Below are 24,523 nucleotides of genomic sequence, written 5' to 3'. Positions count from 1 at the left end.
GCGTCTCCTCCATCCCTTTTACACGACTTTTCCTGAAGGAGCCTGCTCCTTCTTTTACAGAGAGAATATCATTTAACGGCGAGGCTTCTTCGAGGAAGGGGCCTGCTTTTTCTCCTGCGCAGGAAAGATCATCTCAAAATAGTCGTTATAATCTTCGTCTCCTACTGTAATCACGACATGAAGATTCTTCTCTTTGTCGTAATGCATATCGACCTCCTCAACCTGCATCCGAATGCCCGGTGTAAGCTGGCAGATTGCCTTTGTTTCAACCAGATGTTCAAAGAACCTCTGAATCTCTTCATGATTCATATATATCTTCTCCTCGTTTACTCTTGTACCGCTTGCACAACCCCTTCCATTCCGTATCGCAACATTTGAAGAGGCTTCACACCCTCATTATAAAGCATGGCAGGCTCCCTGTCTCGCTCAATTCAACAGAAAGATGCATAAGTCACTCTAAATGTAAAATAGTGCAATACTCTCTTGCACTATCACACTGATTTCGCGCATAATAACAGGAGAACCCATTCAAGAAAGGATAGAATATGAACTATACGCTAACCACGATACGCGATAGCCCGCATCTTCGTGCACAGCTCGGCCCGCTTGATAACGAGGGCTGGCCCCCCTTCATGACCAACGATCCGGTCGCCGACAAACATTGGCCTTTCCTGTGCGAGACACTCCCTCAGTATCAGCTCATGCTCTCTAATAAGGAGAATCAGGTAATCGCCGCGGGCTATACGGTCCCGCTCTACTGGGATGGCACCATTGAAGGGCTTCCAGAAAGCTGGGAAGACGCGCTCATTCAAGGAACAACCCCGCATCAGAACAGGAAACCGAACACACTCTCAGCACTGGCGATTGTGATTCGGCCTTCGTTCCGAGGACAAAAGCTCAGTACACAGATAGTGCAGGGCATGCGAGCACTGGCGCAACACTATGGCTATACCTCTCTCATCGCGCCAGTTCGGCCCTCACTCAAAAGCCGCTACCCGCTTATCCCGATGGAAGATTATATCAGATGGACACGAGAAGATGGCCTGCCCTTCGATCCCTGGATGCGGGTTCATGCCCGTCTGGGAGCGCGTATACTCAAAGTTGCGCCGCGCTCGATGGTTATTCCCGGCACGGTGCAAGACTGGGAGCGTTGGAGCGGGATGAAACTTCCACAAAGCGGTGCTTATATTATCCCCGAGGCGCTCGTCCCGCTTGAGCTCTCGCATGAGCGCAACGAAGGCATCTATATCGAACCAAACGTGTGGATGCAGCATCAGATCTCCTGATCTATAAATCAATACATAGTCATCCTCTTCTGGTGCTGAGTCCGGCTATTCTCGGGCTCAGCCTATCCTCTTTCTCCAAGTCTTCATTACCTCGCAAGCACACTCTGCAAGGAAACGAGCTCCTCCAAATTAGGAGGATAGTACTCACTTTTCTCTTGACAGCCCTTCCTCTTTCGGACTATACTTCGAGTATCAAAACGATATGACTGAATAAACTCATTCAGTCAACAAGATCAGATGAGAACGCTTGCCGGATGCAAAAGGTCCGACAGAAGAAGGAAAAAATGAGGAACGTAACAGTTAACGACCTGTTTTCTCTCGAAGCAAAGAGAGATCCTATCAGGTTTTACAAGCAATTGCGCGAACAGGGGCCAATTATCGACCTCGGTGAGTACCCGAGTATAGGCAAATTCTGGCTGCTCACTCGCTATGAGGACGCTATTGCGCTGCTTAAAGATCCTCATCCCTTCACGAGGGACAGGTTGAAACTCCTGTCGCCAGAAGAAAAGGAACAGACAACCAGGTACCATTCTGCGCTTGAGCAATATGTACTGCAACGGCGCGATATGCTCGCGGTCGATCCTCCCGATCATACACGTCTGCGTAAGCTGGTTGCGAAAGCCTTTACTCCACGCATGATCGAGCAGATGCGACCACGAATGCAACAAATTGTGGATGAATTGATCAATGCTGTTGAGGACAAAGGGAAAATCGAGCTGATCTCTGAGTTCGCTTATCCACTCCCAATTACAGTCATCTGTGAGATGCTCGGCATTCCTGCCAGGGACCGCCAGCAGTTCCGCCACTGGACACAACTATTAATCGTACCACCTCAAAAGCCCGAGGAATTCGCAGCTCTGAATGCTCCCTTAGAAGAATTTATTAGCTATATTCAGCGCTTAATCGAGGAAAAACACCAGAATCCGGGGGATGACATCATCAGTGTACTGGTTCAGGCCCGGGAACAGGAAGATAAATTAAGTGAAAATGAGCTCATTTCAAGCATATTCTTGCTTATCGTTGCCGGGCATGAGACGACGGTCAATCTGATTGCAAACGGCGTCCTCGAATTGTTGCTGCACCCGGATCAATTACAACTGCTTCAGCAAGACCCGTCGCTGCTTCCATCCACTATAGAAGAATTATTACGCTATACTGGACCAATCTTTGCAGCCGGATCCCATTGGGCAATGGAAGACACAACACTCTATGGCAAGCAGATTCGCAAGGGTGATATCGTGCTCGTCGGACTGACAGCGGCTAACCTTGATCCTGATGTATTCGAGCATCCCGAAAAGCTGGATATTACCCGGGAAGAAAACAAACATGTCGCGTTTGGCAAAGGCATTCACGTTTGTCTGGGAGCGCCTTTAGCCCGCCAGGAAAGTCAGATTGCGATTGGAACGCTGATTCGGCGTCTCCCTCACTTGCGCCTGGCTGTCCCTCCTGAACAACTCGTATGGAGCGGGTCAAAATTCCGTGCGCTTCGCAGCCTACCGCTCGAATTCTAGCTTTAAAGCAGGCAGGAAAGCTCGTCCATCGTGTTCTCTTGCCTGCTTGTTCTCAATAAGGAGCGAGGAGAAAAGCCGATCGCTTCCTGCTCAAAAAGCAGCATTTCCAGTATCTCCTGCAAGAGAGACAACAGATCTTCAACATCTTCATTAGCCACAGGAGACCTATCATCGGTACAAGAGGACAATTCAGGTTCATAGTGTAATGACAAGTGCAGCTTGCAACCTCGCATCGGACGTCTCTCTTTTTCGAGTCGATTCGGTTGTGACCCGCTCCAGAAGCCACTTTCCCTGTTCGGAAGAGCTATCCTGTTATCTCTCTTCTTCTCGCTATATAAACTCTTATCAAGCTGATGACTGTACATCGGTATAACATATCTCACTCCCCTTCGAGTTTTTCCTTACTATCGATTTTGAAAGGAGAAGAGCTATTTTTTCAGGCACAAGTGAATGCTGATATAGCTTATATGCTTTCCCTGTTTTTTCCCAGAGAGGCTTGCAGAGCATCAAGCACCTTCGTCCAGTGCTCGCGCATCCGAGCCCGCTCGAAGGGACCGGGCAAGTGCTCCTGATGAAAACTGATCACCGTTTTTGCACCATTTGGAATAACACGCACCTGAACTATTGACGCACGCGGCCAATGAAGCCGGGGAAGCCATGTCAGCCGGATGTTCTCTTCAGGATTGACGACGCTTACCGTGCCTGTAGCCCCATCTGACGCCTGATAGGAAGCTCCTGGCTCCAGTTGAAGGGGCGCTCCTAACCAGAGCCCTAACCCTTCAGCGGATGTCAGCATTGCCCACGCATCCTCAACTGATACTGCAATCGTTCTCCGTACTCCTATCTGGAAGCCTGCTTTTTTTGTCTGCCCAACAACACGCTGTTCGCGTAAGGGTTCGTATAGATATACTTCTTTCTGTTCATTATGCGTGTTCACTATAGCCTCACAATCCTTCAGCAATAGTCCTACTTCGCGGATTCGTCCAATAGAGGAACGGCAGCGACAGCATCTATTTCTAGCAGGAAATCGGGATGCGCCAGACCAGCGACATAACACATCGAAATGATTGGCGGGTTTGGACGGTTCCCCCCAGAAGCGCTGAAAGGCCTCGAAACCGGGCTGAAGCGGACACCCCTGAACCAGCAAGACGGTCCATTTAATAATATGCTCTGGCCGCGCTCCAGCCGCAGTCAGCACCTTCTCTATATTCTCCAGCACCTGTTGAGTCTGAGCCCGCACATCGCCCTTTCCAACAATATTCCCTTGTTGATCTACTGCATTCTGCCCACCAATATACACCATTTTCACCGGTCCAGTCACACTTACAGCCTGCGTAAAAGCCATATTTCTATGGAGTGTCTCAGGGTTCAAATGTTCGATCATAATAGTCTCCTTGTTGGGTGTTTTCTGTATGTAAGTATACAGAAGAAAGAGGGCATATTCCGCCCTGATTGCACGAGGTTGCTCGTTCCTCTTGCAGAAATGGGACCATTTCAGGCATACTTGAGATGAGCCATATACCTGCGCAATCTAGAGCATGGAGATAGAAATAATGTATAGCCCAACAACTCGCTTGCTGACAATTCTAGAATTACTGCAAACGCGCCCTTCTATGAGTGGAGAGGAACTGGCACAGCGCCTTGAGGTCGAACCTCGCACCATCCGCCGCTATATTCAGATGCTTCAAGATATGGGTATGCCCATTGAAGGGGCTCGGGGACCGGGCGGCGGCTATCGTTTACGTCCTGGTTTTAAGCTTCCTCCCTTGCTTTTCACAGAAGAAGAGGCCACAGCAGTAGTTCTCGGTCTCCTGGGCGCACATTGGCTTGAGATTGAGATCTCTCCAGTTGCAGTTGAAGGAGCGCTTGCAAAGGTCTATCGCGTCCTCCCGTTTCATGGTCGCGAGCGTCTACAGGCGATCTCATCAAACATTATGCTTTCCCCTCATCAAAACGAGACACGCCCTGATGCCTCACTATTAGTGAAACTCAGTACAGCCATCCACGAACAACATATCGTCGCGCTGGAATATTGTTCGCATTATAATGTTATCACTCAACGGGAAGTTGAGCCTTATGGCCTGCTTGGTTGGCGCGGGCACTGGCACCTTGTCGCCTACTGTCGCTTACGAAAAGATTATCGACAGTTTCGCCTTGACCGCATCCAGCGCATGGAGGTCCTTGCAGACAAGTTCGCGAAGGATGAGAGCTTCGATTATCAGGAGTTTATTCACAAGCACTTTCTGGCCGTCCCGGCTCGCTGGCACGTCCAGGTTGAGTTTCAGGCTGCACTGCATCTGGTGCGACATAAAATCCCCTCGTCCTATGGTACCTTAACGCCGACGAAAGCGGGAACGCTCTTTGAAACCACGTATTTTAGCCTGGATGAATTGGCTCGCTACCTGCTTGTTATAGGTTTTCCTTTTGTCGTCCATCAGCCTCCGGAGCTACGTGACGCTATACGCAAGCTCGGACAAAACCTGTTGCAGATCGCCGATACCGTCCCTCCCGAGCCACAGCGAGAATGAGAAGAAAAATTCCTCTATAGTGACAACAGGCAAAAACATTTCCACTTTCTGGCGGCCATTTCAGAATAGAGAAGAGGAAGGCAGATATCTGCCTTCGCTTCCTCACGCAGGGGATGCATAGCATTATTTACAAGTGGGAGAGGTATAGCATGCAGATGAAGCCGGTTGTTATCAGTGAACTCTTTCCCGTTCAGCCTCAGGCAATCCCGGAGCTGCTGGCGTATGAATTGCAGACAGCAGACGAGGAGCTCGCCGCTATTGGCGGAAAACTTCCCTATCGCTTGAAAAAAGCATTCTCAGGACGATGGGCATGGTCCACGCCATACATTGTGACGGATACTCCCGTAGAGGATATTCAAGCATTTGTAGAAACACTTCGGAATGATCCTTCAGAGGCGTTCGCAAGCCTGCTCGCACTTCAACCGGTGCCCGGCTGGCAGCCAACGCCGCAAGCTCAGGCCGACTTCGCGGCACGGGCGCTCTGGCCCGAGCTGAGAGATGACGTAGACGCTGCTTTAGCCCGGTTTGCGCATAATCTCAACAGAACGCTGGTTACGCGAGAATGTGAGGTTCGCGGCTGGACTATCTGGGGACAACCGGCTCTTTCGATCTCGATTCGTTCGCGACTACAAACGATCTATGATCTTCAATCATATCTCAAAAATGTCGACTCTGCCGATGCAATCCTTCATTTTATGGTCGCTGATCGGGCTTCCACCATGCAGGGAACCGTTATGGATATTGTCGGTCCCGTTGCAGAGCATCGCGAACGTCTGCTTGCTTTTAAGCCAAAAGAGCGTTCAAAACGATTTATTGAGCAAGCAGCAGATGATGAAATAGTCGTCCGAATCTATACCCATCGCCGAACCTATGATTATGTTGCCAGAGCGCTCCGCATCCTGGCTCGACCAGCGGATTATGAGCGCCTCGGCATCGATCCAGAGCAGGCTGAAGCCGCTCTTCGTCTTACGCCAGCAGGCAGCTCGACAATGTTGGAAGAGGTTGTCAGGATCGGGCGCAAACGCGGCTTGCTTGGCCCCGCATATAGCTCACAGCGCCACTCAGCGTCCTTTCTGGATACGGCGGACCTTCACTTTACGCCCACTGTTCGTGTCGGTCAGAATCATACCTGTGAAGTCAGTGCACTACAGGAGCAGATCCAGCAATACGGTGTTTACAAGCACGCTTCACTCAAAAAGCCTGTTGCAATTGGAGTGCTGAACGCGCTTCCAGATAGTCCTTATCGGAAATTTCTCGAAAAGCTCCATCAAACGTTACGCCTGTATCGAGTTCCTGCCCGCTATAACGGAGTTGCTTCTTTACAGACTTTCTCTCGCAAATCACTGGAAGAAGCGTTACACTATCTTCATGAGCGCGGTGCTGATCTCATCCTGGCGCTTCTGCCCGATGAGCCAGGACGGGAGGCGGAACAATGGGGTCTGGCAGATCTCTTTACCGCGTTAACGATCGCTCTGGGCGTTTCAGGACAAATCGTGCACCAGGCGACACTTACACATGGAGAAAACGCTATCGCGCTCTCGATCCTGAACAAGCTTGGAGGTACGCCACACGCACTTGGAACGCCGCTTTCCTACACCGATATGGTCGTTGGCTTTGATGTCGCTCGCCCAACCAGCAAGCAACCGGACGATGAAATACCGATGACTGCAATTTCACGCATCTTCCGCAATACCGGTGAGTTTCTCCGTTATGAACTTTGCAGCATCAAAGGAGAGGAAACTATACCTGATGCAATACAGGCACTCTTCCCGGCAACGCTCTTTCAGGGGAAGCGAGTTGTTATACATCGTGATGGTCCATTCCGAGGAAATGAAAAACAGGCGCTACAGGCCTGGGGAGCCCATATTCAGGCCCAATTTCTGTCGGTCGAGATTCTCAGAACCGGGATACCACATCTCTACGGTGTCGAGCTCAGCGCAGACGAGCTATCAGCAGACAGGCAGGCACAGGCAATACACCCATCAGCAGGATGCGCGTTGAAGCTTGATGAGCAACAGGCCTTGCTTGTGACTGCTCAGCCATCCGCACAGGAAGCGCCTGTAGAGCCACTTCACATCCGAACAGAGCCGCCTCTTTCCATAGAACAAGCGCTTCATTCCGTCCTTTCCTTTACTCTGTTGCACGCTGATGTTCAGACGCGATCACGTTTCCCGGTCACAATCCACTATAGCGACATTTTTGCGTCCCTTCTCCTGCGAGGCATCAAGCCCGTACAGAAGCAAGAAGCGTTTCCCTTCTAATGTGGGGAGCGCTTCTATAGCAGAAGTACAATTACGCTATAGCGGATGTGTTCCGCTTTCAGCCTTCGGGCGTACTGAGTTTTAGTCCGATCAAGCTGGTAATCAGCAGAGTCAGGAAAATGAGTCGCGGGATACTGGTACTTTCATGCAAAAAGAGAATACCAATAATGGCCGTTCCCAGGGCTCCAATGCCCGTCCAGACAGCATATCCGGTTCCTACAGGAAGCGATCGAATTGCCAGAGCAAGCAGCCAGATACTGATAGCCATACCGATAACGGTGATAATGCTTGGAACCAGCTTACTGAAGCCCGCGCTCTCTTTCAAAGCAACCGCCCAAACAATCTCGAACAGTCCTGCGATGATAAGGATAATCCAAGCCATAGCAATTGTATCTCTTTCATACCATCTCTCGAGTCACAATGATCTTTACAGGTATTGTCCCAGTCACACAAAATGATTGAATCCCTTCAGCCAAAACACTGCACTATCGACTCCGATATAGCCAAATTTCGGGTACAAATCGGTGATACCGTGAAGCAAGGCAAGAACACGCATCCAGCGTATGGCTGCTTCCCGGACACAGCGCCCCTTGCCTGGTTTCTACATCCATCAGCCAACTGGCAACAGAGCACTTGCCCACTCACATGATATGATGGTTGATCTGAAGCCAGCTCACAGAGCGTCTATCCTCAAGCAAATGCAGGCGCACCGCGTCGCCAGCGCACGGCTCAACAAGGATATCCAGTTCACAAGAGATTGTATCAGCGGGCATGAAGCAGCTCCATCTCTGTCAGCTTCTTATACACGCAAATCAACAAGAAGAGTTTCATTCTTCTTCTACATCTATTGCGGTAGATGTGAGGGTGCAGTCAGGCAATGGGCCAGAGGAATGATACGTTGATCTCGTTATTGCTTTCTATACAACAAAATAACTTTTTCTTCTTTCTTACACTAAAAATCAGTATGTCGCATTTTGATGACCGTTAACAACTCTGTGAGCGTTTTCCGTCTCATAAGAGAACAATGATCCATCCCTTTTCCACCATAAAGGAAAAAGGCACGGCCAATAGAACCGCCTATTTGGCACGATGAGTATCGTAAAAGCAGAGATAGTTGACTCACACTATCTACTATAGAGAAAGGAGGTCTCCTATGGCAAAACGCCAGTCAGGGAGTCGAGGGAAAACATCGAAAGTTATTCCCATCAATAGAGAAGCGGCATTGCGCATGAAAGCCAATGAAGCACAGAACCAGGAAGACAACACCTCTCGGAATGGTTCTACCAGACAACCAAACAGAGAACGCGGTTCTCAACATTAACCATCAGCCTATTTTCTCTACATGCTCACAAAATCACGTTCTTTTATCTGTTGTTAGCACGCCTCTGTAGAGAAAACGTTTCTCACTGCCGCCGCCCGAAGCATCCTTCGGGAATGAGAAACAGAGGGAAAGGGCGGCCCATCTTCTATAGCGGATTTCTTCCCATTGCTTCTTTCTGTCCACGAAGCCGAGCACCCGCAAACAAATTTTTTGCTTCTTTCCAAAATTGGTCATTTTCGATGTCCCCATTTCCCCAGAGCTTCGTATATAAAGATAAGACAAAAAAGGAGGATCAGAGCTATCGTTCTCTCAGATAGTCCAGCACCACAGACTCAGAAGGGACTCCCTTCTTTCGATACACTCTATGCGCAATATTCGACGCATATCTATCGCTATTTCTTTGCGCATCTCAAGCATGAAGACGATGCTGCCGATTTAACACAACAGGTCTTTTTGCAAGCATGGAAACAGCGACATACATATAATGCGCAACGAGGCACACCCGCCACCTGGCTCTTCGGGATCGCGCAGTATCGCCTGATCGATTTCCATCGTACTACCCATCCAGCGGTCTCCTGGGAACAGATGGGCGACAATATTGCGCCTGAGCAAACGCCAGAAGAGGCCTTGATCCATCGCGAGACCTTTCAACAGATCCGTACGATGATCGAGTCTCTTGCCCCGACCGATCGCGAGATGCTGATTCTTCGTTTTGCTGCTCGGCTGCCCAGCGCGGAAATTGCTCGGATTGTTGGCAAAAGTGAGGCCGCGACCAAGCGACAACTCAGTCGAATCCTGAGCCGGCTACAACAGCAGTGCCAGTATTGTATCTTGCAGGATAGGCGTCATGAGATGGATGAACTGGCAATGCCACCTATCGCCGGAACGCTCTTTCACATCTATAGCCAACCTCTCCCGGTTCGCTTGCAGCAGCGCCCATCACCCGAGGAGACGTCGCAATCGGCTCCCCGGCAGAGGCAAGCCCGTACGCAACCGTCGAAGCAGACGGGCTATCCTGAGCAGAAATGTATGCTTCTTTTAAGCTCTCGCAGACCTTCTTGAAAAGCACAATGGAGGATGTTTCATGTCTATTGATACGGCCTTTACTCAGTTCCCGAGCTTGACAACAGAGCGGCTTCGCCTGCGAGCAGTTCGCCCTGAGGACCTGAAGGAGTTTTTCGCGATTCGATCAGATGAGGAGGTGATGAAATACTCCGGCCACCCGCCTCTTCGCTCTCTGGATGAGGCCAGAGACCAGCTAGAGCAGGCACGGCAAAGCTACACACAACGCGAGGCAATTGGATGGGCCATCACTTTGAAAAACGACGATACGCTGATTGGTATATGTGGCTTTCACCACTTCAGGGCTGAACATCGCGTCGCGGAAACTGGCTACGAACTCGCACAAGCTCACTGGCGAAAGGGCATCATGTTTGAGGCAATGACCGCTATGCTGAGTTTTGGCTTTACCGAGCTCAACTTGCACCGCGTAGAAGCTATCATTGACATCGAGAACATTGCCTCAAAAACGCTGCTTGAAAAGCTCGGCTTTACCTATGAGGGTACCTTGCGCGAACGCTACGACCAGGAAGGCGAGCTTCTGGACGAGACCTATTATGGCCTGCTTAAACGGGAATGGCTTGCCCGGAATCAGGCTTGAGCGTTGACGACCGTAGCTCCTCAAGCGCTTCCTGATCCTTTTTCAGGTAGGAGCGTAGCAGGTGCATGAACGCCTGTAGGGCCCCCACGGGCTCGCTTTTCTCAGCCGTGTAGACCAGCCCGATAGGAAGCTGCATCGTGACGTTATCCAATTCGCGTAGAACGAGTCCAGCAGGCAGGGAATTCATGGCACTGGCTGGCACAATCGCAAGCCCAAGCCCGCTCAACACAGCCTGTTTGAGCATTTCCCAGCTTGCAAACTCGATCTTCGCGAAAGGATTCAGCCCGCGCTGGATCAGCGTTGTCTCGATCAAACGACGATACGAGCACCCATGACCGCTCAATAAAAGGCGCATATTCGCAAGATCTCGCACCATGATCGCTTCTTTTGCCGCAAGCGGGTGCTGCTCAGGCAACAACAGCAGCATCGATTCGGTAAACATGGGCTCAAAGAGGAGGTTCAAGTGAGCCTCTGGTGATGAACAGATGGCTACGTCTAGCAGGCCTGCGGCGACCCGCTGGTTGAGGTGATGCGATGTTCCAGTTTCGACGGTCACATGCACATTCGGCCTCTCCTCTAAAAAGGTGGTAAGGAGCGAGGGGAGCCAACAACAGACACCAGAGGTGACAGTACCTATATGGATGTGACCGGCATTGCCAAGCACGATATCTTTCATTGTCTGCTGCAAGGCTTTCGCCCGGAGAATCAGCGCGTCCGCCTGCTCAAGGAGAGCGCGACCGGCCTCGGTCAGTTGCACACGCTTGCCTCGCCGGGCAAACAAATTCGCCCCCAGGTCGGCTTCAAGCTGCTGAACATGCAGGGTAATGGTGGATTGGGCATACTGAAGCTTCTCCGCTGCACGAAGAAAGCTTCCTTCCTGAATAATCGTTTGAAAGGTAATCAGATGACGCAGTTCCATTGCAGGCTTTCCTTATTATCAAAACTGAACACAAACTTCATTATCTCTATATTGACAAATATAACACAGCGACTTTATAGTGACAAGGAACACCTATCCGTCCGCATACATAGCCCTGAGTCCCTATGCGGCTAACTTCGTCCTGAGGAAATTATGAGTAGACAACATATCGAACGAACTAAAAACTGGAAACAGGCGGCAGCCATCCTCGCTCTGAGCCTGGGTTCCTTCATTGTGCTCCTTGATACTACCATTCTTAATGTGGCGCTCCCGGCTCTTCAGCACAGCTTGCACGCTTCTCTGGAGAACATCCAATGGATCGCTGATAGCTATATACTGATATTCGTCAGTTTTCTGCTGACGGCTGGCACCCTGGGTGATCGCTTCGGCGTTCGTACCGTCTTTGGCCTCGGCCTGCTCATCTTTATTGGTTCCTCGCTCATCTGTAGCCTGGTGCGCTCGGTAGAATGGCTGATTATCGCTCGCGCCCTTCAGGGAGCAGGGGCGGCAGTACTCCTACCGAACTCCCTTTCCCTGGTCGCTCACCTTTTCGAGGATCCACAGGAGCGTAACCGAGCGGTCGCGGCCTGGGGCGGCATCAGCTCGCTCGCAGTTGCCAGTGGTCCGCTTCTGGGGGGAATCCTGGTAGATAGCTTCGGCTGGCCTTCCATCTTTCTCATTAACATTCCCGCTGGTTTGCTGGCACTTGTCCTGATGCTCTTGACGATCCAGCCAATACCAGCCCAATCCGGCAAAAAGCTAGATCTGGCCGGGCAGGTGTTTGCAATCCTGGCCTGCCTATTTCTAAGCTATGGGCTGATCGAGTGGCAACATCTCCCGCCAGCTCTCAGAATCGGTATGCTGGCGCTCGCAATCCTCTGTACTCTGCTCTTCATCCGGATTGAGGCTCATAGCTCTCAGCCAATGCTTCCACTGGCTTTGTTCCGTTCGCGCAAAGTCTCAACCACGCTTTTTGTCGCGCTTGCCTATCAATTTAGCTTCTTCGGCATGCTCTTTGCCTTCGCGATCTACTTCCAGCATGCATATGGCTACGGAGCCTTCGAGACGGGACTTGCCTTCCTGCCACAAACAGCGTTCGGCTCGTTTCTGTTGCTCTTTATGACCAAGCACATCATGCGCCTGCTGCGGCCTGAGAAAGCGCTTGCAATCGGGCTTCTCCTGGGTATGACTGGAATGCTGGTCGTCCTGCTTGGATTACACACCTCATTGCCTGTGATTCTGCTTGGTGAATTGCTGATCGGCGCGCTCGCGGGTTTCGTCGCGTCGCCAATGACAGCGGTCGTGCTGGAAAATGTGCCAAAAGAGCTCTCGGGGGTTGCATCGGCAGCGCTTAACGCGGCACGTCAGATCGGTGGCCTGCTGAGCGTGGCCATTCTGGGATCACAGCTCGGGAAGGAGACAATCAAGAGCGGTATCGAGATTGATGTGATGATTATGGCGAGCGCCTGCCTGCTCGGAGTCATCCTTTGCCTTCTCTCGATGAGAACCAGTGGATTAGAGAGGAAACGTATCAAGGTAGTGGAACTCTAAGACAGGGAACAGCAGGGAAGACACGCAGACCGCCATAACACCGGTTCTGCGCCTCTTCTCTGTCAGACCTACGCTTTCCTTCCCTGCCTCAGGTACCGCTGTTCCAGCATGTGTAGAAATTGCTCGATTGTTTGCTGATTGACCAGGTAAAAGACCTGCTTGCCCATCCTGCGTTCTTCGACAAGTTCGGCATCACGCAGCTCTTTCAGATGGTATGACAGTTTTGAGCGAGCAATGTTCCCGAGCTTCGGGAGCACATCCACATATGGACATATAGCATGCGGCAGCTCAGGATGTGGCGTCGAGACACAATTTTCATCTCGACCCTGCATCAGAATATCCATGATGCGTACCCGGATTGGATCACTGAATGCCGCTGCAATCTTTGCCAACTCTATCTGTTCCATGCCAATAGTATAGCATATATGTTCGGACAATGCAAAAAAAACTGGATTAATAGTCTAGCGTGGGGCTCGGGCCATGCGAGTCAGCCAGTGCTCGACCCGGGCGGAAGAGAGCACCTCGCAGACGGTCAGCTCACCCTTCATCAAGGGAAAGAAGCGACCGGCATTCCAGGTACGCTGATAAGGAGGTGGCCCTAACAGAATCACCCGAATTCCCTCAAACAACTGAATATCAGCCGGCGTCCCCTCATTCCAGATCCAGTGTGAAGATGCATCAAAAGGGCGCTCAGGAAGCGTGCCATCCGGGCGCAATGCTGTCCAGTTCCACAGGTTGAATGCCCCTTCGACCAGCGGAAAGTGTGCCGCTTCAGGATCGTCCTCTTGCGGAAAATAGCCATCTCGGCAGGCTTCTGCGGCCAGGGGATCAGGGCGCGTACCGGGCAGCCAACCTTCATCGGGATCACCGATCAGTGTATCGGCAAGCAGCGTATGCAGTTGAAAATTGTCGGCGATGCCATCAATCCGAATGCGATATCCGCGCTTGAGTTCTGGATGGATCACAAGCATCTCTTCGCCATCAAGCATGCTCATCAGCCGCTCAAGATAGTAGAGTTTTTCGTCAAGAGGATAGTGCTTGAGCAAAGCGAGAAATGCATCATCACGCTGAAAAAGGGCACGCAAAGCACCACTGCGCAAGAGAATCGCTGTAGCAGCGGAGAGGAACATATCCTGACGGGCAAACGCCTGCGCTTCTTGTGGGAGCTGCTTGCTTACAACCTCACGATAGCGGGTAACACAAACCTCTGCTGGAAGCTCACCAGCGGCCTCACGCATACATCCCTGAATAAAGGATGTTGCAAGTGCAAGTGTTTTCTGTGTACGCCGAAGAATGGCTTCGCCCGCACATTCGGGCGTTGCGCCCTGCTCAACCAGCGTGCCACATACCAACGATGCAACGGCGGCCGGGAGCAGCTCAGCACACTCTACAGGCTCTCGGAGACGTTGAAGCGCCGCATCCACTTCCTCGGCAGTCGTAAGCTGCGCATTGCGGATAATGGCCTGAGCAGCCGGAGGAAGAACACCAGGCAAGGGAGCAGACGGAGAATAGGCAAGCTGTATAAAACGATCAACTGATCGTAAAAGCTGCATCGAAAAGACCTCCACCCTGTTCGGTTTTTCAGTTCTTTTCTTTCTGGCAGCGCGTTTTCCGGCAAACAAATACAGAGGAAAAATGAAACGTGCTCCAGAAAAAGCAGGCATCTTTTCCAGAGCACGATTTCCCTATGAAGAGGCTTTACGAGCAGTGGCCACAGGTACAGGTATGCCCTTGCTGCTCCGTCTCACCCTGCTGAAGGAAGGATGCAGGGTTCTGCTCAAACGTCTTTTTGCACCCGGGGGCGCAGAAGTAAAAGGTCTTGCCCTGATACTCGCTTGAGAAGCGGGCGGTATTTGGATCAACAGTCATTCCACAAACGGGATCAATAACTTGTGCCATTGTTTTTCTCCTTTATGATCTCCCATACCCAGTGGGATGGGGTTACAGGTGTACAAAAAAGAAGGGGATTTTACCCTTACCCCCTGCCAGGGGGTACATTCTTAGCATACCATACATTTTTCTGAAGAGCAAGGGATGTTATTCAGGGCATGCGCATCTATCCTCGATTCATTGCGCTCTGCCCTGAATAGCATCCTACGCCAGCGCAGTCGAGCCCCTTCTATCGGTCGCCATTTCATCCGACGTCAACACATATTGGAGAATATCGACCGTGCGGATCACTTCAAAATGGACCGAACGATAGAGCTTCATAGGCGCAATTGAACCACCATCAACACCCAATGCAATCGAACCGGCCCCTTTCTCTTTCAAGTAGTTGATACCGGTCGCCAGCAGAATACGCCCGAGCCCCTTGCCCCGCTGCGACTGATCAACGGTCAGGTTCGAGATCCAGGCATACGGCTGCTGATCAGGATTCTGTGCAGTCGGATCAAAGAGCGCATGTACCGTGCCCACAATCTGCGCCTCATCCGTTTTCGGCGTGGCGACAAAGAAGCCATCTCGCTGCCCGCGCAAGTCGGCCTCAAGCGACTCCAGCTTGATCGGACGGAAGTTCCAGGTTGTCGACCAGGCACGGTTCAATGCATTCAGAACTGCTAAGTCTTCATCTGGACGTATACGCCGAATCTGCACGTCTTCCAGCGTTGCTACCGGCAAACGACCTTCCAGAGCGGGACGAAGCATCATATGAATGGCTCGCAATGGCGTATACCCATGACGGCGAGCAGCCTCCAACGCCCATTGAGCAAGCGAGGGAATGGAGAGCCGAATCTGCGCTCTTCCCGCTTCTGCGGCTAATGCAGTTACTTGTTCAATCAGAAGATCAGCAGCCTCTTTCTCTCGATGAACAGGAGCCAGGGCCAGACGTGCCTCGACGTACCCTCTCTCATCAAAGACGACCGCAACAACGCCGATCGGCTCGTGATCCGCCAGCAACAGCCGTGTCTCATCGGCCCATGCCACAAGCGACCACCAACCGGATGAAGGCCGAAATGCAGCGGTATCAGCGTCCTGAGAAGCCGACCAGAGCGCTTCAATCGTTACCAGATCGTGTGGTTCTCCTTTACGAACTGTATACTTTTTCTTCTCCATGATACAACACTATACACTTTCTAGAGATTCACAGAACAGATGAGAATCTATTTTTAGTAAAGCATATCAGAGATACTGTATGCCACACCTCAGTCTGTCGCAAAGATGCAGCGAACCGAGCTGACTCACGCAATCATTCCGCCTGTGGAGCCCTTTCTGTGAATAGATCGCGACACTGTTCTGAACAGAAAAACTCGATTCGCCCTGATGCTCGATTGTCAGCCGGGTGGTATGTGGATCAACGCGCTTGCCGCATACCGGATCACGCACACGCTCCACAACAACGACCTTTGTCGGCAGGGCTTGTATGGCGTCTCCGAGCCAGCTCAGCGATTGCACAAACTGCCGAGAGGCGGTAAGCAACTGAACCAGTGCCCCGATGATTGCTCCTATATTTTCTATTCGGCCAGTCGAGGGCATAGCGCAAGAGAGGCGCTCAAAAAGCGGGTTCTTCCGCCTCTCTGCTTGCTCAGCCTTCTCACTGATCGAAACAGGCAAGCAGGGTGCCTGCTGTCTCTCATCACTCATAGCAGTTCCTCTCACGTGCAGACCCCCCGGGTAGGGGTATAGTTCTAGTATATCACCCTTTTCCTGGTGAAACAAGAACAGACAGCAGCATATCACAGCTTGTTCAACAGCTATATACTCAAAACGGGTACAAAGCGGCCAGTCGCCTTGATCGATCGTTTTTGCAATTCATGCAACAGGAGCAGAAAAGGCACCAGCAAGCTATACACTGACACGTAGAGGAGCCCTCAGACGTATCATAACTGGGAGATACGGCACTCGGCAGGATGCCTCGTCGTCATGTGTGAGGTGCTTACCATGCAATGCCAGAAAGTATTGGAAGAATATCTTAATAGCGAGCGAGTAGACTACACCATTCAGCATCACCCCGTCGCGTATACTGCTCAGCAGCTTGCCGAATATGAGCGCGTTTCGGGCAAAATGGTCGCGAAAAGCGTCATTGTGTACGCAGACAACAAAATCTGCATGCTTGTCCTACCCGCTTCTGCTCGCGTCGACTTTGACAAAGTGCGGCACGAACTACAAGCAACGGATGTCCGTCTTGCCACAGAAGATGACCTGCGAACGCTTTTCCCTAATTGCGAGGTTGGCTCTATGCCACCGTTCGGGAATCTGTACCATCTTCCAGTTTTTGTAGATTCAAGCCTAAAGCGTCAGGAGAATATTGTTTTCCCGATTGGCACACATACCGAGACCATGAAGCTTCGCTTTGCGGACTTTGAGCGCCTGGTCCGACCAACCATCTGTTCATTCGCCCAGGTGCCGGTGCGGGTCAGATGAGTATCAGTCAACGTCACTTTCGCTTATCAGTAGAACAGATATCCCCGCTTTCAAGCAGCGGGGATTTTTTCATTCTCCTCTTCCTTTACACCCTGCTCATCTTCCTGTCCTGATAAAGCCTTGCCCCATATGGTTATGCTAAAAATAAACCTATCGATTTGAAAGCCTATACAGAAGAGAGCAGGAGAGTGATGATATGGAACAGAGCACACAATCACCGGCTCACCTTCGCCCGTCTACATCAGGCCGTCTGGCCCAGGAACATCACTTTAGAGCCTGGCTCTTACAACATGAACAGCATGAACTACAGATAGATAGGTACAAAGAATGCTTTGGTTATCGAAAGCATATCAAGCGGTATAGCGCTCTTCCAGGATCATTTTCGCTTTGTCGACCCGAACATTCAGCACACAAGACCCTGACCAGAGCACAACGCGTGATACTTGGTTTTCTACTCTGTACGTGTCTGCTTGCAGTATGTATGTTTCAGTGGAGCTTCTTGACGCTCGTAATGGGTCTTATTACTCTCCTCTATATATTGACCCTGGCGCTCAGCCTGAGCCTGTCATTCCAAACAGCGCTTCGATCCGATACATTTTCGATCGATGAAGCATTACTACAGAGGTTACAGGATGCTCCGTGGCCTTCCTATACTATTTTATGTCCATTATACAGAGAATCAGCCGTCTTGCCTCAGTTAGTTCAGGCACTGCTGAAGCTGGATTACCCGGTTGATAAGCTCCAGATTCTCCTTCTTGTTGAGAAAAAGGATCGAGAGACACGTGAAGCCTTGAAAAGAATACACCTTCCTGAGCATTTCGAGGTACTTGTGGTTCCTGCCGGGCGCCCACGCACCAAGCCACGGGCATGCAACTACGGGTTAATGTGGGCAAGAGGTCACTATATTGTTATTTATGATGCGGAAGATATTCCTGACCCACTTCAGTTAAAAAAGGCAGCTCTTACCTTTGCTGTGCAGGCGCCTGAAGTCGCATGTGTGCAGGCGAAGCTCAGTTGCTATAACGCCTCACAAAACCTGCTTACGCGCTGGTACGCCGCCGAATATGCCATGTGGTTTCATCTGGTATTGCCAGGCTTGCAGCGCCTGGGACTTCCCGTTCCGCTTGGAGGCACTTCCAACCACTTTCGCACTGCTGATCTACGCTCGCTTGGTGGTTGGGATGCCTATAACGTGACTGAGGATTGTGATGTTGGCCTGCGGCTCGCGCGTCGTGGCCTCAGAACAGTTATGATCGACTCGACAACAGAAGAAGAGGCAACTTCGAAGCTGCTCTTCTGGCTACGGCAACGTTCCCGCTGGATAAAGGGATATATGCAAACCTATTTTGTACATATCCGACAGCCAGGCAACCTTTTACGAGAAACGAATCCGAGATACCTGCTCGTGCTCAATATTCTGCTTGGAAGTAGTGTAACACTTCTCTTTTTTACTCCACTTATGTGGATCCTTTCCTGCATCTACTTTCTGGCACGTCCATCGGTCGAGTGGTTCTATCAGCAACTTTTTCCCGCGCCGATTTTCTATCCGGCTTTTCTTTGCTTTGTGTTCGGTAACTTTTATTATGTACTTCTTTATATGTATGGATGCATGCGCAAGGAACACTACCAGCTTATTCCCTGGACATTGGGTATCCTCTGTTACTGGGCGCTCACCTGGCTTGCAGCTTTCATCGCACTCTACGAGCTGTTACGGGAACCACATTACTGGCAGAAGACCGCACATGGATTTCACCTTGTCTCTTCCTCACAAAAACAGGGAAACCAAAGGCACAGGCACGCCTCAAAACAGAGGAGTGCACTCAAAACATCACTCCTGAACATCAGGCAGAGGGATATTGTGCCCTATGTTCCCGCACCCCCTTTCTTACATCGCCTACCTGAGATTGCACTTTCAAAGCAAGAGAGCAAATCACATCTCTGGCTCCGCCTTACGCTTATAAGTGCAATCATTTGCAGTTCAGGTGCATTGCTATTCTTTCTGGCTCGACAGGAAACACTTCTGTATGCCGACGCCCTTTCCCATCTTCGGATAGCACGAAAGGTCTTTGATAGCCTCACCCCGGGGTTGGCACAACTTGGTACAGTCTGGCTCCCATTTCATCATATATTGATGTTTCCATTTATCTGGAATGACACCCTCTGGCACACCGGACTAGCAGGAAGCCTTGTTTCCATGTGTTGCTATGTGGCAACGGCACTCGCGCTCTATCACAGCGCCCACCGCCTGACAGGAAACCAACCTGCTAGCTGTCTCGGGACGCTCTGCTTTCTGCTGAATCCGAACATTCTCTATCTTCAGACGACTCCGCTATCAGAGCTGGTCTGTATCTGCACGTCAACCATTGCCTGTGCTTGCTTTCTTGCCTGGATTCAGAGCGGGCGCACCCGCACGTTTCTCCTCTGCGCACTTGCGACCAATACAGCCACCGCTTCACGCTATGATGGTTGGTTCCTCTTTATACTCCTTCTACCACTTATCGCTCTCATATGCTGGAAGAAGCGCTATTCTCTCAGCAAACTGATAGGTCATATGACGCTCTTCCTGTTCGCGGGCGGCTTCAGCATTCTCCTCTGGTTTCTCTGGAACGCTGCCCTCTTCGGCGATCCGCTTGAGTTCCAGCATGGCGCTTTTTCAGCCCAAACACAACATGCAGGCTTGATTCAGGAGGGCGTTGTCTCAACCTTTCATAACCTGTCTATCGCCCTACAGACCTATCTCTCTACTATAATTGCAACTATCGGTCCCGTTCCGCTGCTTCTTGCAGGAATAGCGATCCTCTTTTACTGTATTCAACATCGGCGGGAGCTCACCATCTGGGCCCTTCTCCCCTTCTTTGCACCGCTCCCGTTTTACACTCTTGCTCTCTATAATGGCCAGGCGGTCATCTACATTCCTGGAACAGGACCAACCACGATCTATAATGTACGCTATGGTGCAGCAATGGTTGTGCCTGTCGCTCTTGCTCTTGCACTCTTTATCGATCGCATCAGCGCCATTCACTTTCCTGTATCTACATTCAGAATCGCTCTGTGCATCGTTATCGTGCTCAGTCAGCCGCTCCTGCTCATTTCTCAGGGTGTGATCACTCTCTATGATGGACAATATGGCTATTCATGTCAGGCCGCACAGCCAGCCGTACGAACGCTATTGCGCTATTACCAGCAGGGAGAACGTATTCTTCTGGATGAGGGTGCAGTCTTTCTCCCGGATTTGTCTATAGCCCTCCGCAACTTTGTCGGAGAGGGAAACAGACATTACTGGGAAAGAGCGCTCCTCAAGCCAGAGAAGCAGGTTACGTGGGTGCTCCTTTCTCGTCGTCCACAGGATCGCGTTGCCAGGCGCTTTTGGCGAGATGCAGCATTCCACAAAAAATTTACACTATTACATGACGAAAACGGACTTCAGCTCTATCATAATAATGCAATTGCGCTTCATCAGGCGCCACGAGATGTTGATATGCTGCTTGCACCTTATAAGCGCTGCACCATCAACCTGCAATTAGCCTCTTCGCCAATATGGTACAATGACAAGAGCAGGTGACATACGACTTCGATAGAACAGATCGCATGTATGCACATCCCCACTACAGTCGGGTGCACTTTGGCGGCCCGCACACTCCCCTTCTCTTGACCAGCGTGAAACCAATGGGTGAGACATACAGTGATTCCTTAGAAATAGGTATGGCAATTTCTCTGCGTCCCATTTATGCTTATGTGCAGCGCTTTGCTGCATCCATTTCCGCCCTTTATTTGTCAGTAACACTACCCAGAAGCATGTATGACATAAATAGTCAGCAAATAGCACGCGTGACAGATTCCACTGTTTTTGTCGTATGCTTATTTGTTATGAATTCATTGACAAACGATATCTTTTCTCGGTAGAGTTTCAGAGAGTAAAGGGTACGTTGTTTTACGCATTAAGGGACTTATTATTTCTCATCAGGTGAGGTATAGAACGCATGAAGCAGGTAATCGGGCAAAGCTGGGGTAAGTACAGGCTGACTCGCTTTCTGGGAGAAGGCGGGTTTGCTGAGGTGTATTTAGGTGAACACCAGCAATTGCAGATAAAAGTAGCAATAAAAATTCTACATACTACACTTACAGAGAGAGAGGCAGGAGAAGCGAATCAGGAAATCAGGGCAATCGCAAGCCTTCGGCATCCCCACATTGCTCGTCTGCTTGACTTTGGCATTCAGGCAGGCAAGCCCTTTCTGGTGCAGGAATATGCATCAGGGGGATCGCTTCAGCAGCATATTCCAAAGGGAACGCGGCTTCCGCTGGCGCAGGTGGTACGCTACGTCAAACAGATTGCAAGCGCCCTTCAATACGCACACGAGCATGGATTGCTTCACCGTAATCTGAAGCCAGAAAATATGCTTCTGAATGCTCAGGGAGAGATTTTACTGAGTGATTTCGGCATTACGGCGATTCCCAATTCAGGCTCTTCGCTCAATATGCAGGCTGCGCGAGGCACGGTCTCCTTTCTGGCTCCCGAACAGATTCAAGGGAAGCCCCAACCAGCAAGCGACCAATATGCGCTGGCGCTCGCCGTCTATCTCTGGCTCAGCGGCGACCTGCCGTTTCAAGGAACCCCGAGGGAGGTCATCGCCCAGCACCTCGCATTTTCACCGCCGTCGCTTCGCAGCAGGGCGCAGGAGGTTTCCCCGGTCGTCGAGCAGGTTGTGACTACCGCTCTGGCAAAGAACCCGAACGAGCGCTTTCGTAACATCCAGGCGTTTGCAATGGCACTGGAACAGGCCGCCCTATCTACAAGCGCCACGGGAGCCCTGCGACGCCCTTCCAGCTTTTCACTAACACCACCCACTCCGCTCTTTGTCCAGCAGCAACAGCAGCTTCCCCAGGCTGAGCTGTTCTGGCGGCAGAACGAGCCAGTCACTATGGTTGACTGGTCGCTTGATAGCGAGCAGTTGCTTGGGCGGAGCAACGAGAAACATATCTATGTCTGGGACGTCGCCAACCGGAAAGTACTTCAGGTCTATCAACGACACCGCACGAGGGTCAAAAAGGCAGCCTGGGGCCCACACGGCATGTCGACAATGATCGCCTCTGCAAGCAATGATGGCATCATCCAGGTCTGGAGCGCGAAATCTGGCACGCTGCTCCAGATCTGTCAGGAGACGGTGCCTATCCAATATTTTGCCTGGTCTTCGGATGGTAGGCTGATTGCCAGCGTTGCCGGGACGAACGTGAATATCTGGGATATCAAAGCCAGAAAAGTGCTCGTCAGCTATCCGATCAAGCTGCAAGACGTGCAAGTACTTGACTGGTCGGCTGATGGCATGTATATCGTTGCCGCCAGTTCGGATGGCGCTTTCCAGCTCTGGTTTATGGAGGTGCAAGGAGAAAATCACACGTTCCGTGAGCATAGCCGGGTCTACCGAGGCGTGACGAAAAGCGCAATTAAGGCTCTTCGCTGGTCGCCGAAGAAAAACATTCTGGCTTATGGCAGCGCCGACGGCAATATTGAGATCTGGAATCCCGCGACCGGTATTCCGCTTGCGACCTATCAGGGCCATCAGGAGGCCATCAACGCGCTTGCATGGTCACCTGACGGGGAAAAAGTCGCCTCTGCCGGCACGCGCACTGTCCATATCTGGAACAGCGCAAAAGGTGAACGTGAGACGCTCTATCAGGCACACGAAGGCGAGGTTACAGCGCTCGACTGGTCACCTGACGGAACCAGAATCGCATCTGCTGGCACTGATGGTACTATCCGCTTCTGGAAGGTGTAAGCTGTATTCGGTTGTCTGCTTTCAAACGGCCATCAAGGCGGATGCAAGCAGCGGCCCCGTGGCAATACCCGCACCATCAGAGGTCTCAGGGTGGGCAATGCTGGAAGCAGGCTCTCACCCGGGTAGACACAAGCGCTCGGCAAGCCGATTGCAGGGAAGGCCGGGAGAAAGCACACAAGCAGCAGCAGTATTTCCAGCAACAGTGCTCTCCTCCAAACAGGTATTCAAGGCGAAAAGATCGCCCCTGTTATGAGAGATACCCCTGTCGTTGAACAAAGCGGAAAAACGGAATCTTAAAATCATAGAAAAGGGCTACGTCCACTGATGCGTAGCCCTTTTCTTCTATGCTTGAGGCTGTTTTTGTATCTCTTCCGGGCGATAGATCAACAGTGGATGTTGCGAGGTCGAGAGCACCCGATCAGCAGCGCTCCCAATAATCCAGCGAGACAGGGCACTGCGCCCATGTGTTGCCAGTGCCAGAATAGCCCCTTCGCCAGCTTGCTCACAGGACTTTGCGGTATCGAGCAAGACCGATGCGACATCACTCCCGCTCAAAACTACGGTCTCGATCTGACAGGAAAGTTGCGCGCCTACTTCTTTCTCTATTCGCTGCTTTACTTCATTCAGATACTTTTCCGCACCCATTTTCGCGAATTCCTTCATCTGCTTCTCATGTCTCCCGCTCTCATCTCTTCCCCTCAAGGTACTCTGCGATACAACGTGGATCAATCGTACTTTGCCGGGCTTCGGTGAGGAGAGGAGAGACGAAAGATAGACCGCCGGTTTTAGCAGCGTTTCGGCTCCCGGACCGCCGTCAAGCGCCACCAGAGCACTGATCTGCTGCCCCGCCTGAATGCGCTGCACGATGCTCTGTTCGGCCTTTTCCTGGAGAATCAGGGTCGGTACCGTGCTATGACGAGCCACCCGAGCAGCAACGCTTCCCATCACCCAGCGCTGCAAGCCACTTGCGCCATGACTACACAGTACAATGAGGTCACACTTCTGCTCGGTCGCTACTTCCATAATGGTATCAGGGGCATTGCCACGCGCCAGCAGCGAGCTCAGCGACACTTGCTCTTTCTGGCCAAGCGCTTCTATTTTCTGCATGTATTCCTGCGCATCTTGCTGCTCCTGCTCAACATATTCCCCTATCACCATTGGAGCCTGTAACATAGTCCATGCATAATCAGTGCCCGATGAAAGGACATTCAACACAAGAACTGAGGCTCCTGTGGTTTGGGCAATGCGAAATGCGACAGGAAGCGCCTTCTCGGCAACTTCTGAGCGATCCAGCGGCACAAGGATACGCTTGAACATACCTTTACTCTCTTTCTTACCTATTTTTCATTCCCC

Annotated in this window: 24 protein-coding genes; 11 read left to right on the top strand and 13 right to left on the bottom strand. The window is 51.3% G+C overall.

Going from position 1 to position 24,523, the window contains the following annotated elements:
- Window positions 1-72 precede the first annotated feature (72 nt).
- Window positions 73-309, bottom strand: coding sequence for a hypothetical protein (locus EI42_RS11000; RefSeq protein ID WP_111321811.1), 237 nt, complete (start codon window positions 307-309; stop codon window positions 73-75).
- 236 nt (window positions 310-545) lie between these two features.
- Between EI42_RS11000 and EI42_RS10995 the strand changes: the two genes are divergently transcribed.
- Together EI42_RS10995 and EI42_RS10990 are read left to right on the top strand one after the other, a co-directional pair.
- The gene (locus EI42_RS10995; RefSeq protein ID WP_111321809.1) at window positions 546-1,286 is read left to right on the top strand and encodes a GNAT family N-acetyltransferase; all 741 of its coding nucleotides are present in this window, start codon (window positions 546-548) and stop codon (window positions 1,284-1,286) included.
- 284 nt (window positions 1,287-1,570) lie between these two features.
- Window positions 1,571-2,797, top strand: a complete 1,227-nt coding sequence (locus EI42_RS10990) for a cytochrome P450 family protein (protein ID WP_111321807.1) — start codon at window positions 1,571-1,573, stop codon at window positions 2,795-2,797.
- 2 nt (window positions 2,798-2,799) lie between these two features.
- Here EI42_RS10990 and EI42_RS32450 read toward each other — a convergent pair whose 3' ends face one another.
- Window positions 2,800-3,009 carry a hypothetical protein gene (locus EI42_RS32450; protein WP_211326120.1) on the bottom strand — a complete coding sequence of 70 codons (210 nt, stop codon included), beginning with the start codon at window positions 3,007-3,009 and terminating at the stop codon, window positions 2,800-2,802.
- Window positions 3,010-3,260: 251 nt separating this feature from the next.
- Entirely contained in the window at window positions 3,261-4,181 is a 921-nt protein-coding gene (locus EI42_RS33850) for a Rid family hydrolase (protein WP_246046531.1), read from the bottom strand.
- A 169-nt stretch (window positions 4,182-4,350) separates the two neighbouring features.
- On the opposite strand from EI42_RS33850, the gene EI42_RS10970 reads away from it, so the two are divergent.
- Window positions 4,351-5,325, top strand: a complete 975-nt coding sequence (locus EI42_RS10970) for a helix-turn-helix transcriptional regulator (RefSeq protein ID WP_111321801.1) — start codon at window positions 4,351-4,353, stop codon at window positions 5,323-5,325.
- A 113-nt stretch (window positions 5,326-5,438) separates the two neighbouring features.
- A complete protein-coding gene (locus tag EI42_RS10965) occupies window positions 5,439-7,586 on the top strand; it encodes an argonaute/piwi family protein (protein ID WP_211326119.1) in 2,148 nt (715 codons plus the stop codon).
- 58 nt (window positions 7,587-7,644) lie between these two features.
- Here the strand turns inward: EI42_RS10965 and sugE are convergent, their stop codons facing one another.
- Both sugE and EI42_RS34310 read right to left on the bottom strand, forming a co-directional pair.
- Window positions 7,645-7,968, bottom strand: a complete 324-nt coding sequence (sugE, locus tag EI42_RS10960) for a quaternary ammonium compound efflux SMR transporter SugE (RefSeq protein ID WP_111321798.1) — start codon at window positions 7,966-7,968, stop codon at window positions 7,645-7,647.
- Window positions 7,969-8,227: 259 nt separating this feature from the next.
- On the bottom strand, window positions 8,228-8,359 hold the full coding sequence (locus tag EI42_RS34310; RefSeq protein WP_281279027.1) for a hypothetical protein: 132 nt from the start codon (window positions 8,357-8,359) through the stop codon (window positions 8,228-8,230).
- Between the two features lie 380 nt (window positions 8,360-8,739).
- Here EI42_RS34310 and EI42_RS32445 point away from each other — a divergent pair, with 380 nt between their 5' ends.
- The 3 genes from EI42_RS32445 to EI42_RS10950 all read left to right on the top strand — a co-directional run bounded on the left by EI42_RS32445 (window position 8,740) and on the right by EI42_RS10950 (window position 10,567).
- A complete protein-coding gene (locus EI42_RS32445; protein WP_170142541.1) occupies window positions 8,740-8,907 on the top strand; it encodes a hypothetical protein in 168 nt (55 codons plus the stop codon).
- A gap of 165 nt (window positions 8,908-9,072) precedes the next feature.
- Window positions 9,073-9,969 (top strand): RNA polymerase sigma factor, encoded by an 897-nt coding sequence (locus tag EI42_RS10955; protein WP_346268189.1) that lies wholly within the window; start codon window positions 9,073-9,075, stop codon window positions 9,967-9,969.
- 22 nt (window positions 9,970-9,991) lie between these two features.
- On the top strand, window positions 9,992-10,567 hold the full coding sequence (locus EI42_RS10950; protein ID WP_111321794.1) for a GNAT family N-acetyltransferase: 576 nt from the start codon (window positions 9,992-9,994) through the stop codon (window positions 10,565-10,567).
- Here EI42_RS10950 and EI42_RS10945 read toward each other — a convergent pair.
- On the bottom strand, window positions 10,533-11,486 hold the full coding sequence (locus EI42_RS10945) for a LysR family transcriptional regulator (RefSeq protein WP_111321792.1): 954 nt from the start codon (window positions 11,484-11,486) through the stop codon (window positions 10,533-10,535). The two genes, EI42_RS10950 and EI42_RS10945, sit on opposite strands and share 35 nt — an antisense overlap.
- A 153-nt stretch (window positions 11,487-11,639) precedes the next feature.
- On the opposite strand from EI42_RS10945, the gene EI42_RS10940 reads away from it, so the two are divergent.
- Window positions 11,640-13,037, top strand: a complete 1,398-nt coding sequence (locus EI42_RS10940; RefSeq protein WP_111321790.1) for an MFS transporter — start codon at window positions 11,640-11,642, stop codon at window positions 13,035-13,037.
- Window positions 13,038-13,105: 68 nt separating this feature from the next.
- Here EI42_RS10940 and EI42_RS10935 read toward each other — a convergent pair whose 3' ends face one another.
- From EI42_RS10935 to EI42_RS10915, 5 genes are all read right to left on the bottom strand, one after another.
- Window positions 13,106-13,429, bottom strand: a complete 324-nt coding sequence (locus EI42_RS10935; RefSeq protein ID WP_170142539.1) for an ArsR/SmtB family transcription factor — start codon at window positions 13,427-13,429, stop codon at window positions 13,106-13,108.
- 69 nt (window positions 13,430-13,498) lie between these two features.
- Window positions 13,499-14,590 (bottom strand): hypothetical protein, encoded by a 1,092-nt coding sequence (locus EI42_RS10930; RefSeq protein ID WP_137686399.1) that lies wholly within the window; start codon window positions 14,588-14,590, stop codon window positions 13,499-13,501.
- Between the two features lie 145 nt (window positions 14,591-14,735).
- Window positions 14,736-14,936, bottom strand: a complete 201-nt coding sequence (locus EI42_RS10925; RefSeq protein WP_111321784.1) for a YHS domain-containing protein — start codon at window positions 14,934-14,936, stop codon at window positions 14,736-14,738.
- A gap of 195 nt (window positions 14,937-15,131) precedes the next feature.
- A complete protein-coding gene (locus EI42_RS10920) occupies window positions 15,132-16,088 on the bottom strand; it encodes a GNAT family N-acetyltransferase (RefSeq protein WP_111321782.1) in 957 nt (318 codons plus the stop codon).
- A 66-nt stretch (window positions 16,089-16,154) separates the two neighbouring features.
- Window positions 16,155-16,616, bottom strand: a complete 462-nt coding sequence (locus EI42_RS10915; protein ID WP_111321780.1) for a hypothetical protein — start codon at window positions 16,614-16,616, stop codon at window positions 16,155-16,157.
- Window positions 16,617-16,913: 297 nt separating this feature from the next.
- On the opposite strand from EI42_RS10915, the gene EI42_RS10910 reads away from it, so the two are divergent.
- The 3 genes from EI42_RS10910 (at window position 16,914) to EI42_RS10900 (ending at window position 23,170) form a co-directional block, all read left to right on the top strand.
- Window positions 16,914-17,396: an aminoacyl-tRNA deacylase gene (locus EI42_RS10910; protein ID WP_111322153.1), complete on the top strand. Its 483-nt coding sequence runs from the start codon at window positions 16,914-16,916 to the stop codon at window positions 17,394-17,396.
- A 196-nt stretch (window positions 17,397-17,592) separates the two neighbouring features.
- Entirely contained in the window at window positions 17,593-20,958 is a 3,366-nt protein-coding gene (locus tag EI42_RS10905) for a glycosyltransferase (protein ID WP_111321778.1), read from the top strand.
- Between the two features lie 418 nt (window positions 20,959-21,376).
- Window positions 21,377-23,170 (top strand): serine/threonine-protein kinase, encoded by a 1,794-nt coding sequence (locus EI42_RS10900; protein ID WP_111321776.1) that lies wholly within the window; start codon window positions 21,377-21,379, stop codon window positions 23,168-23,170.
- A gap of 32 nt (window positions 23,171-23,202) precedes the next feature.
- On the opposite strand, the gene EI42_RS32440 is transcribed toward EI42_RS10900, so the two are convergent.
- Window positions 23,203-23,370, bottom strand: coding sequence for a hypothetical protein (locus EI42_RS32440; RefSeq protein WP_170142538.1), 168 nt, complete (start codon window positions 23,368-23,370; stop codon window positions 23,203-23,205).
- Window positions 23,371-23,512: 142 nt separating this feature from the next.
- Window positions 23,513-24,487: a universal stress protein gene (locus tag EI42_RS10895; protein ID WP_111321774.1), complete on the bottom strand. Its 975-nt coding sequence runs from the start codon at window positions 24,485-24,487 to the stop codon at window positions 23,513-23,515.
- Window positions 24,488-24,523 lie beyond the last annotated feature (36 nt).

This window comes from Thermosporothrix hazakensis, assembly GCF_003253565.1.
Lineage (GTDB): Bacteria > Chloroflexota > Ktedonobacteria > Ktedonobacterales > Ktedonobacteraceae > Thermosporothrix > Thermosporothrix hazakensis.
Note: the sequence above shows the minus strand (reverse complement) of the source record. Positions and strands in the feature narration are given on the sequence as shown.

Bases quoted from the DNA above. Each gene is read 5' to 3' on its own strand.
- EI42_RS10965 (WP_211326119.1), top strand. From the start codon at position 5,439: ATGCATAGCATTATTTACAAGTGGGAGAGGTATAGCATGCAGATGAAG.
- EI42_RS10995 (WP_111321809.1), top strand. From the start codon at position 546: ATGAACTATACGCTAACCACGATACGCGATAGCCCGCATCTTCGTGCA.
- EI42_RS33850 (WP_246046531.1), bottom strand. From the start codon at position 4,181: ATGATCGAACATTTGAACCCTGAGACACTCCATAGAAATATGGCTTTT.
- sugE (WP_111321798.1), bottom strand. From the start codon at position 7,968: ATGGCTTGGATTATCCTTATCATCGCAGGACTGTTCGAGATTGTTTGG.
- EI42_RS10920 (WP_111321782.1), bottom strand. From the start codon at position 16,088: ATGGAGAAGAAAAAGTATACAGTTCGTAAAGGAGAACCACACGATCTG.
- EI42_RS10895 (WP_111321774.1), bottom strand. From the start codon at position 24,487: ATGTTCAAGCGTATCCTTGTGCCGCTGGATCGCTCAGAAGTTGCCGAG.
- EI42_RS10990 (WP_111321807.1), top strand. From the start codon at position 1,571: ATGAGGAACGTAACAGTTAACGACCTGTTTTCTCTCGAAGCAAAGAGA.
- EI42_RS10900 (WP_111321776.1), top strand. From the start codon at position 21,377: ATGAAGCAGGTAATCGGGCAAAGCTGGGGTAAGTACAGGCTGACTCGC.
- EI42_RS10915 (WP_111321780.1), bottom strand. From the start codon at position 16,616: ATGAGTGATGAGAGACAGCAGGCACCCTGCTTGCCTGTTTCGATCAGT.
- EI42_RS11000 (WP_111321811.1), bottom strand. From the start codon at position 309: ATGAATCATGAAGAGATTCAGAGGTTCTTTGAACATCTGGTTGAAACA.
- EI42_RS10910 (WP_111322153.1), top strand. From the start codon at position 16,914: ATGCAATGCCAGAAAGTATTGGAAGAATATCTTAATAGCGAGCGAGTA.
- EI42_RS10940 (WP_111321790.1), top strand. From the start codon at position 11,640: ATGAGTAGACAACATATCGAACGAACTAAAAACTGGAAACAGGCGGCA.
- EI42_RS32445 (WP_170142541.1), top strand. From the start codon at position 8,740: ATGGCAAAACGCCAGTCAGGGAGTCGAGGGAAAACATCGAAAGTTATT.
- EI42_RS10945 (WP_111321792.1), bottom strand. From the start codon at position 11,486: ATGGAACTGCGTCATCTGATTACCTTTCAAACGATTATTCAGGAAGGA.
- EI42_RS10905 (WP_111321778.1), top strand. From the start codon at position 17,593: ATGGAACAGAGCACACAATCACCGGCTCACCTTCGCCCGTCTACATCA.
- EI42_RS10930 (WP_137686399.1), bottom strand. From the start codon at position 14,590: ATGCAGCTTTTACGATCAGTTGATCGTTTTATACAGCTTGCCTATTCT.
- EI42_RS10970 (WP_111321801.1), top strand. From the start codon at position 4,351: ATGTATAGCCCAACAACTCGCTTGCTGACAATTCTAGAATTACTGCAA.
- EI42_RS10925 (WP_111321784.1), bottom strand. From the start codon at position 14,936: ATGGCACAAGTTATTGATCCCGTTTGTGGAATGACTGTTGATCCAAAT.
- EI42_RS10950 (WP_111321794.1), top strand. From the start codon at position 9,992: ATGTCTATTGATACGGCCTTTACTCAGTTCCCGAGCTTGACAACAGAG.
- EI42_RS34310 (WP_281279027.1), bottom strand. From the start codon at position 8,359: ATGCCCGCTGATACAATCTCTTGTGAACTGGATATCCTTGTTGAGCCG.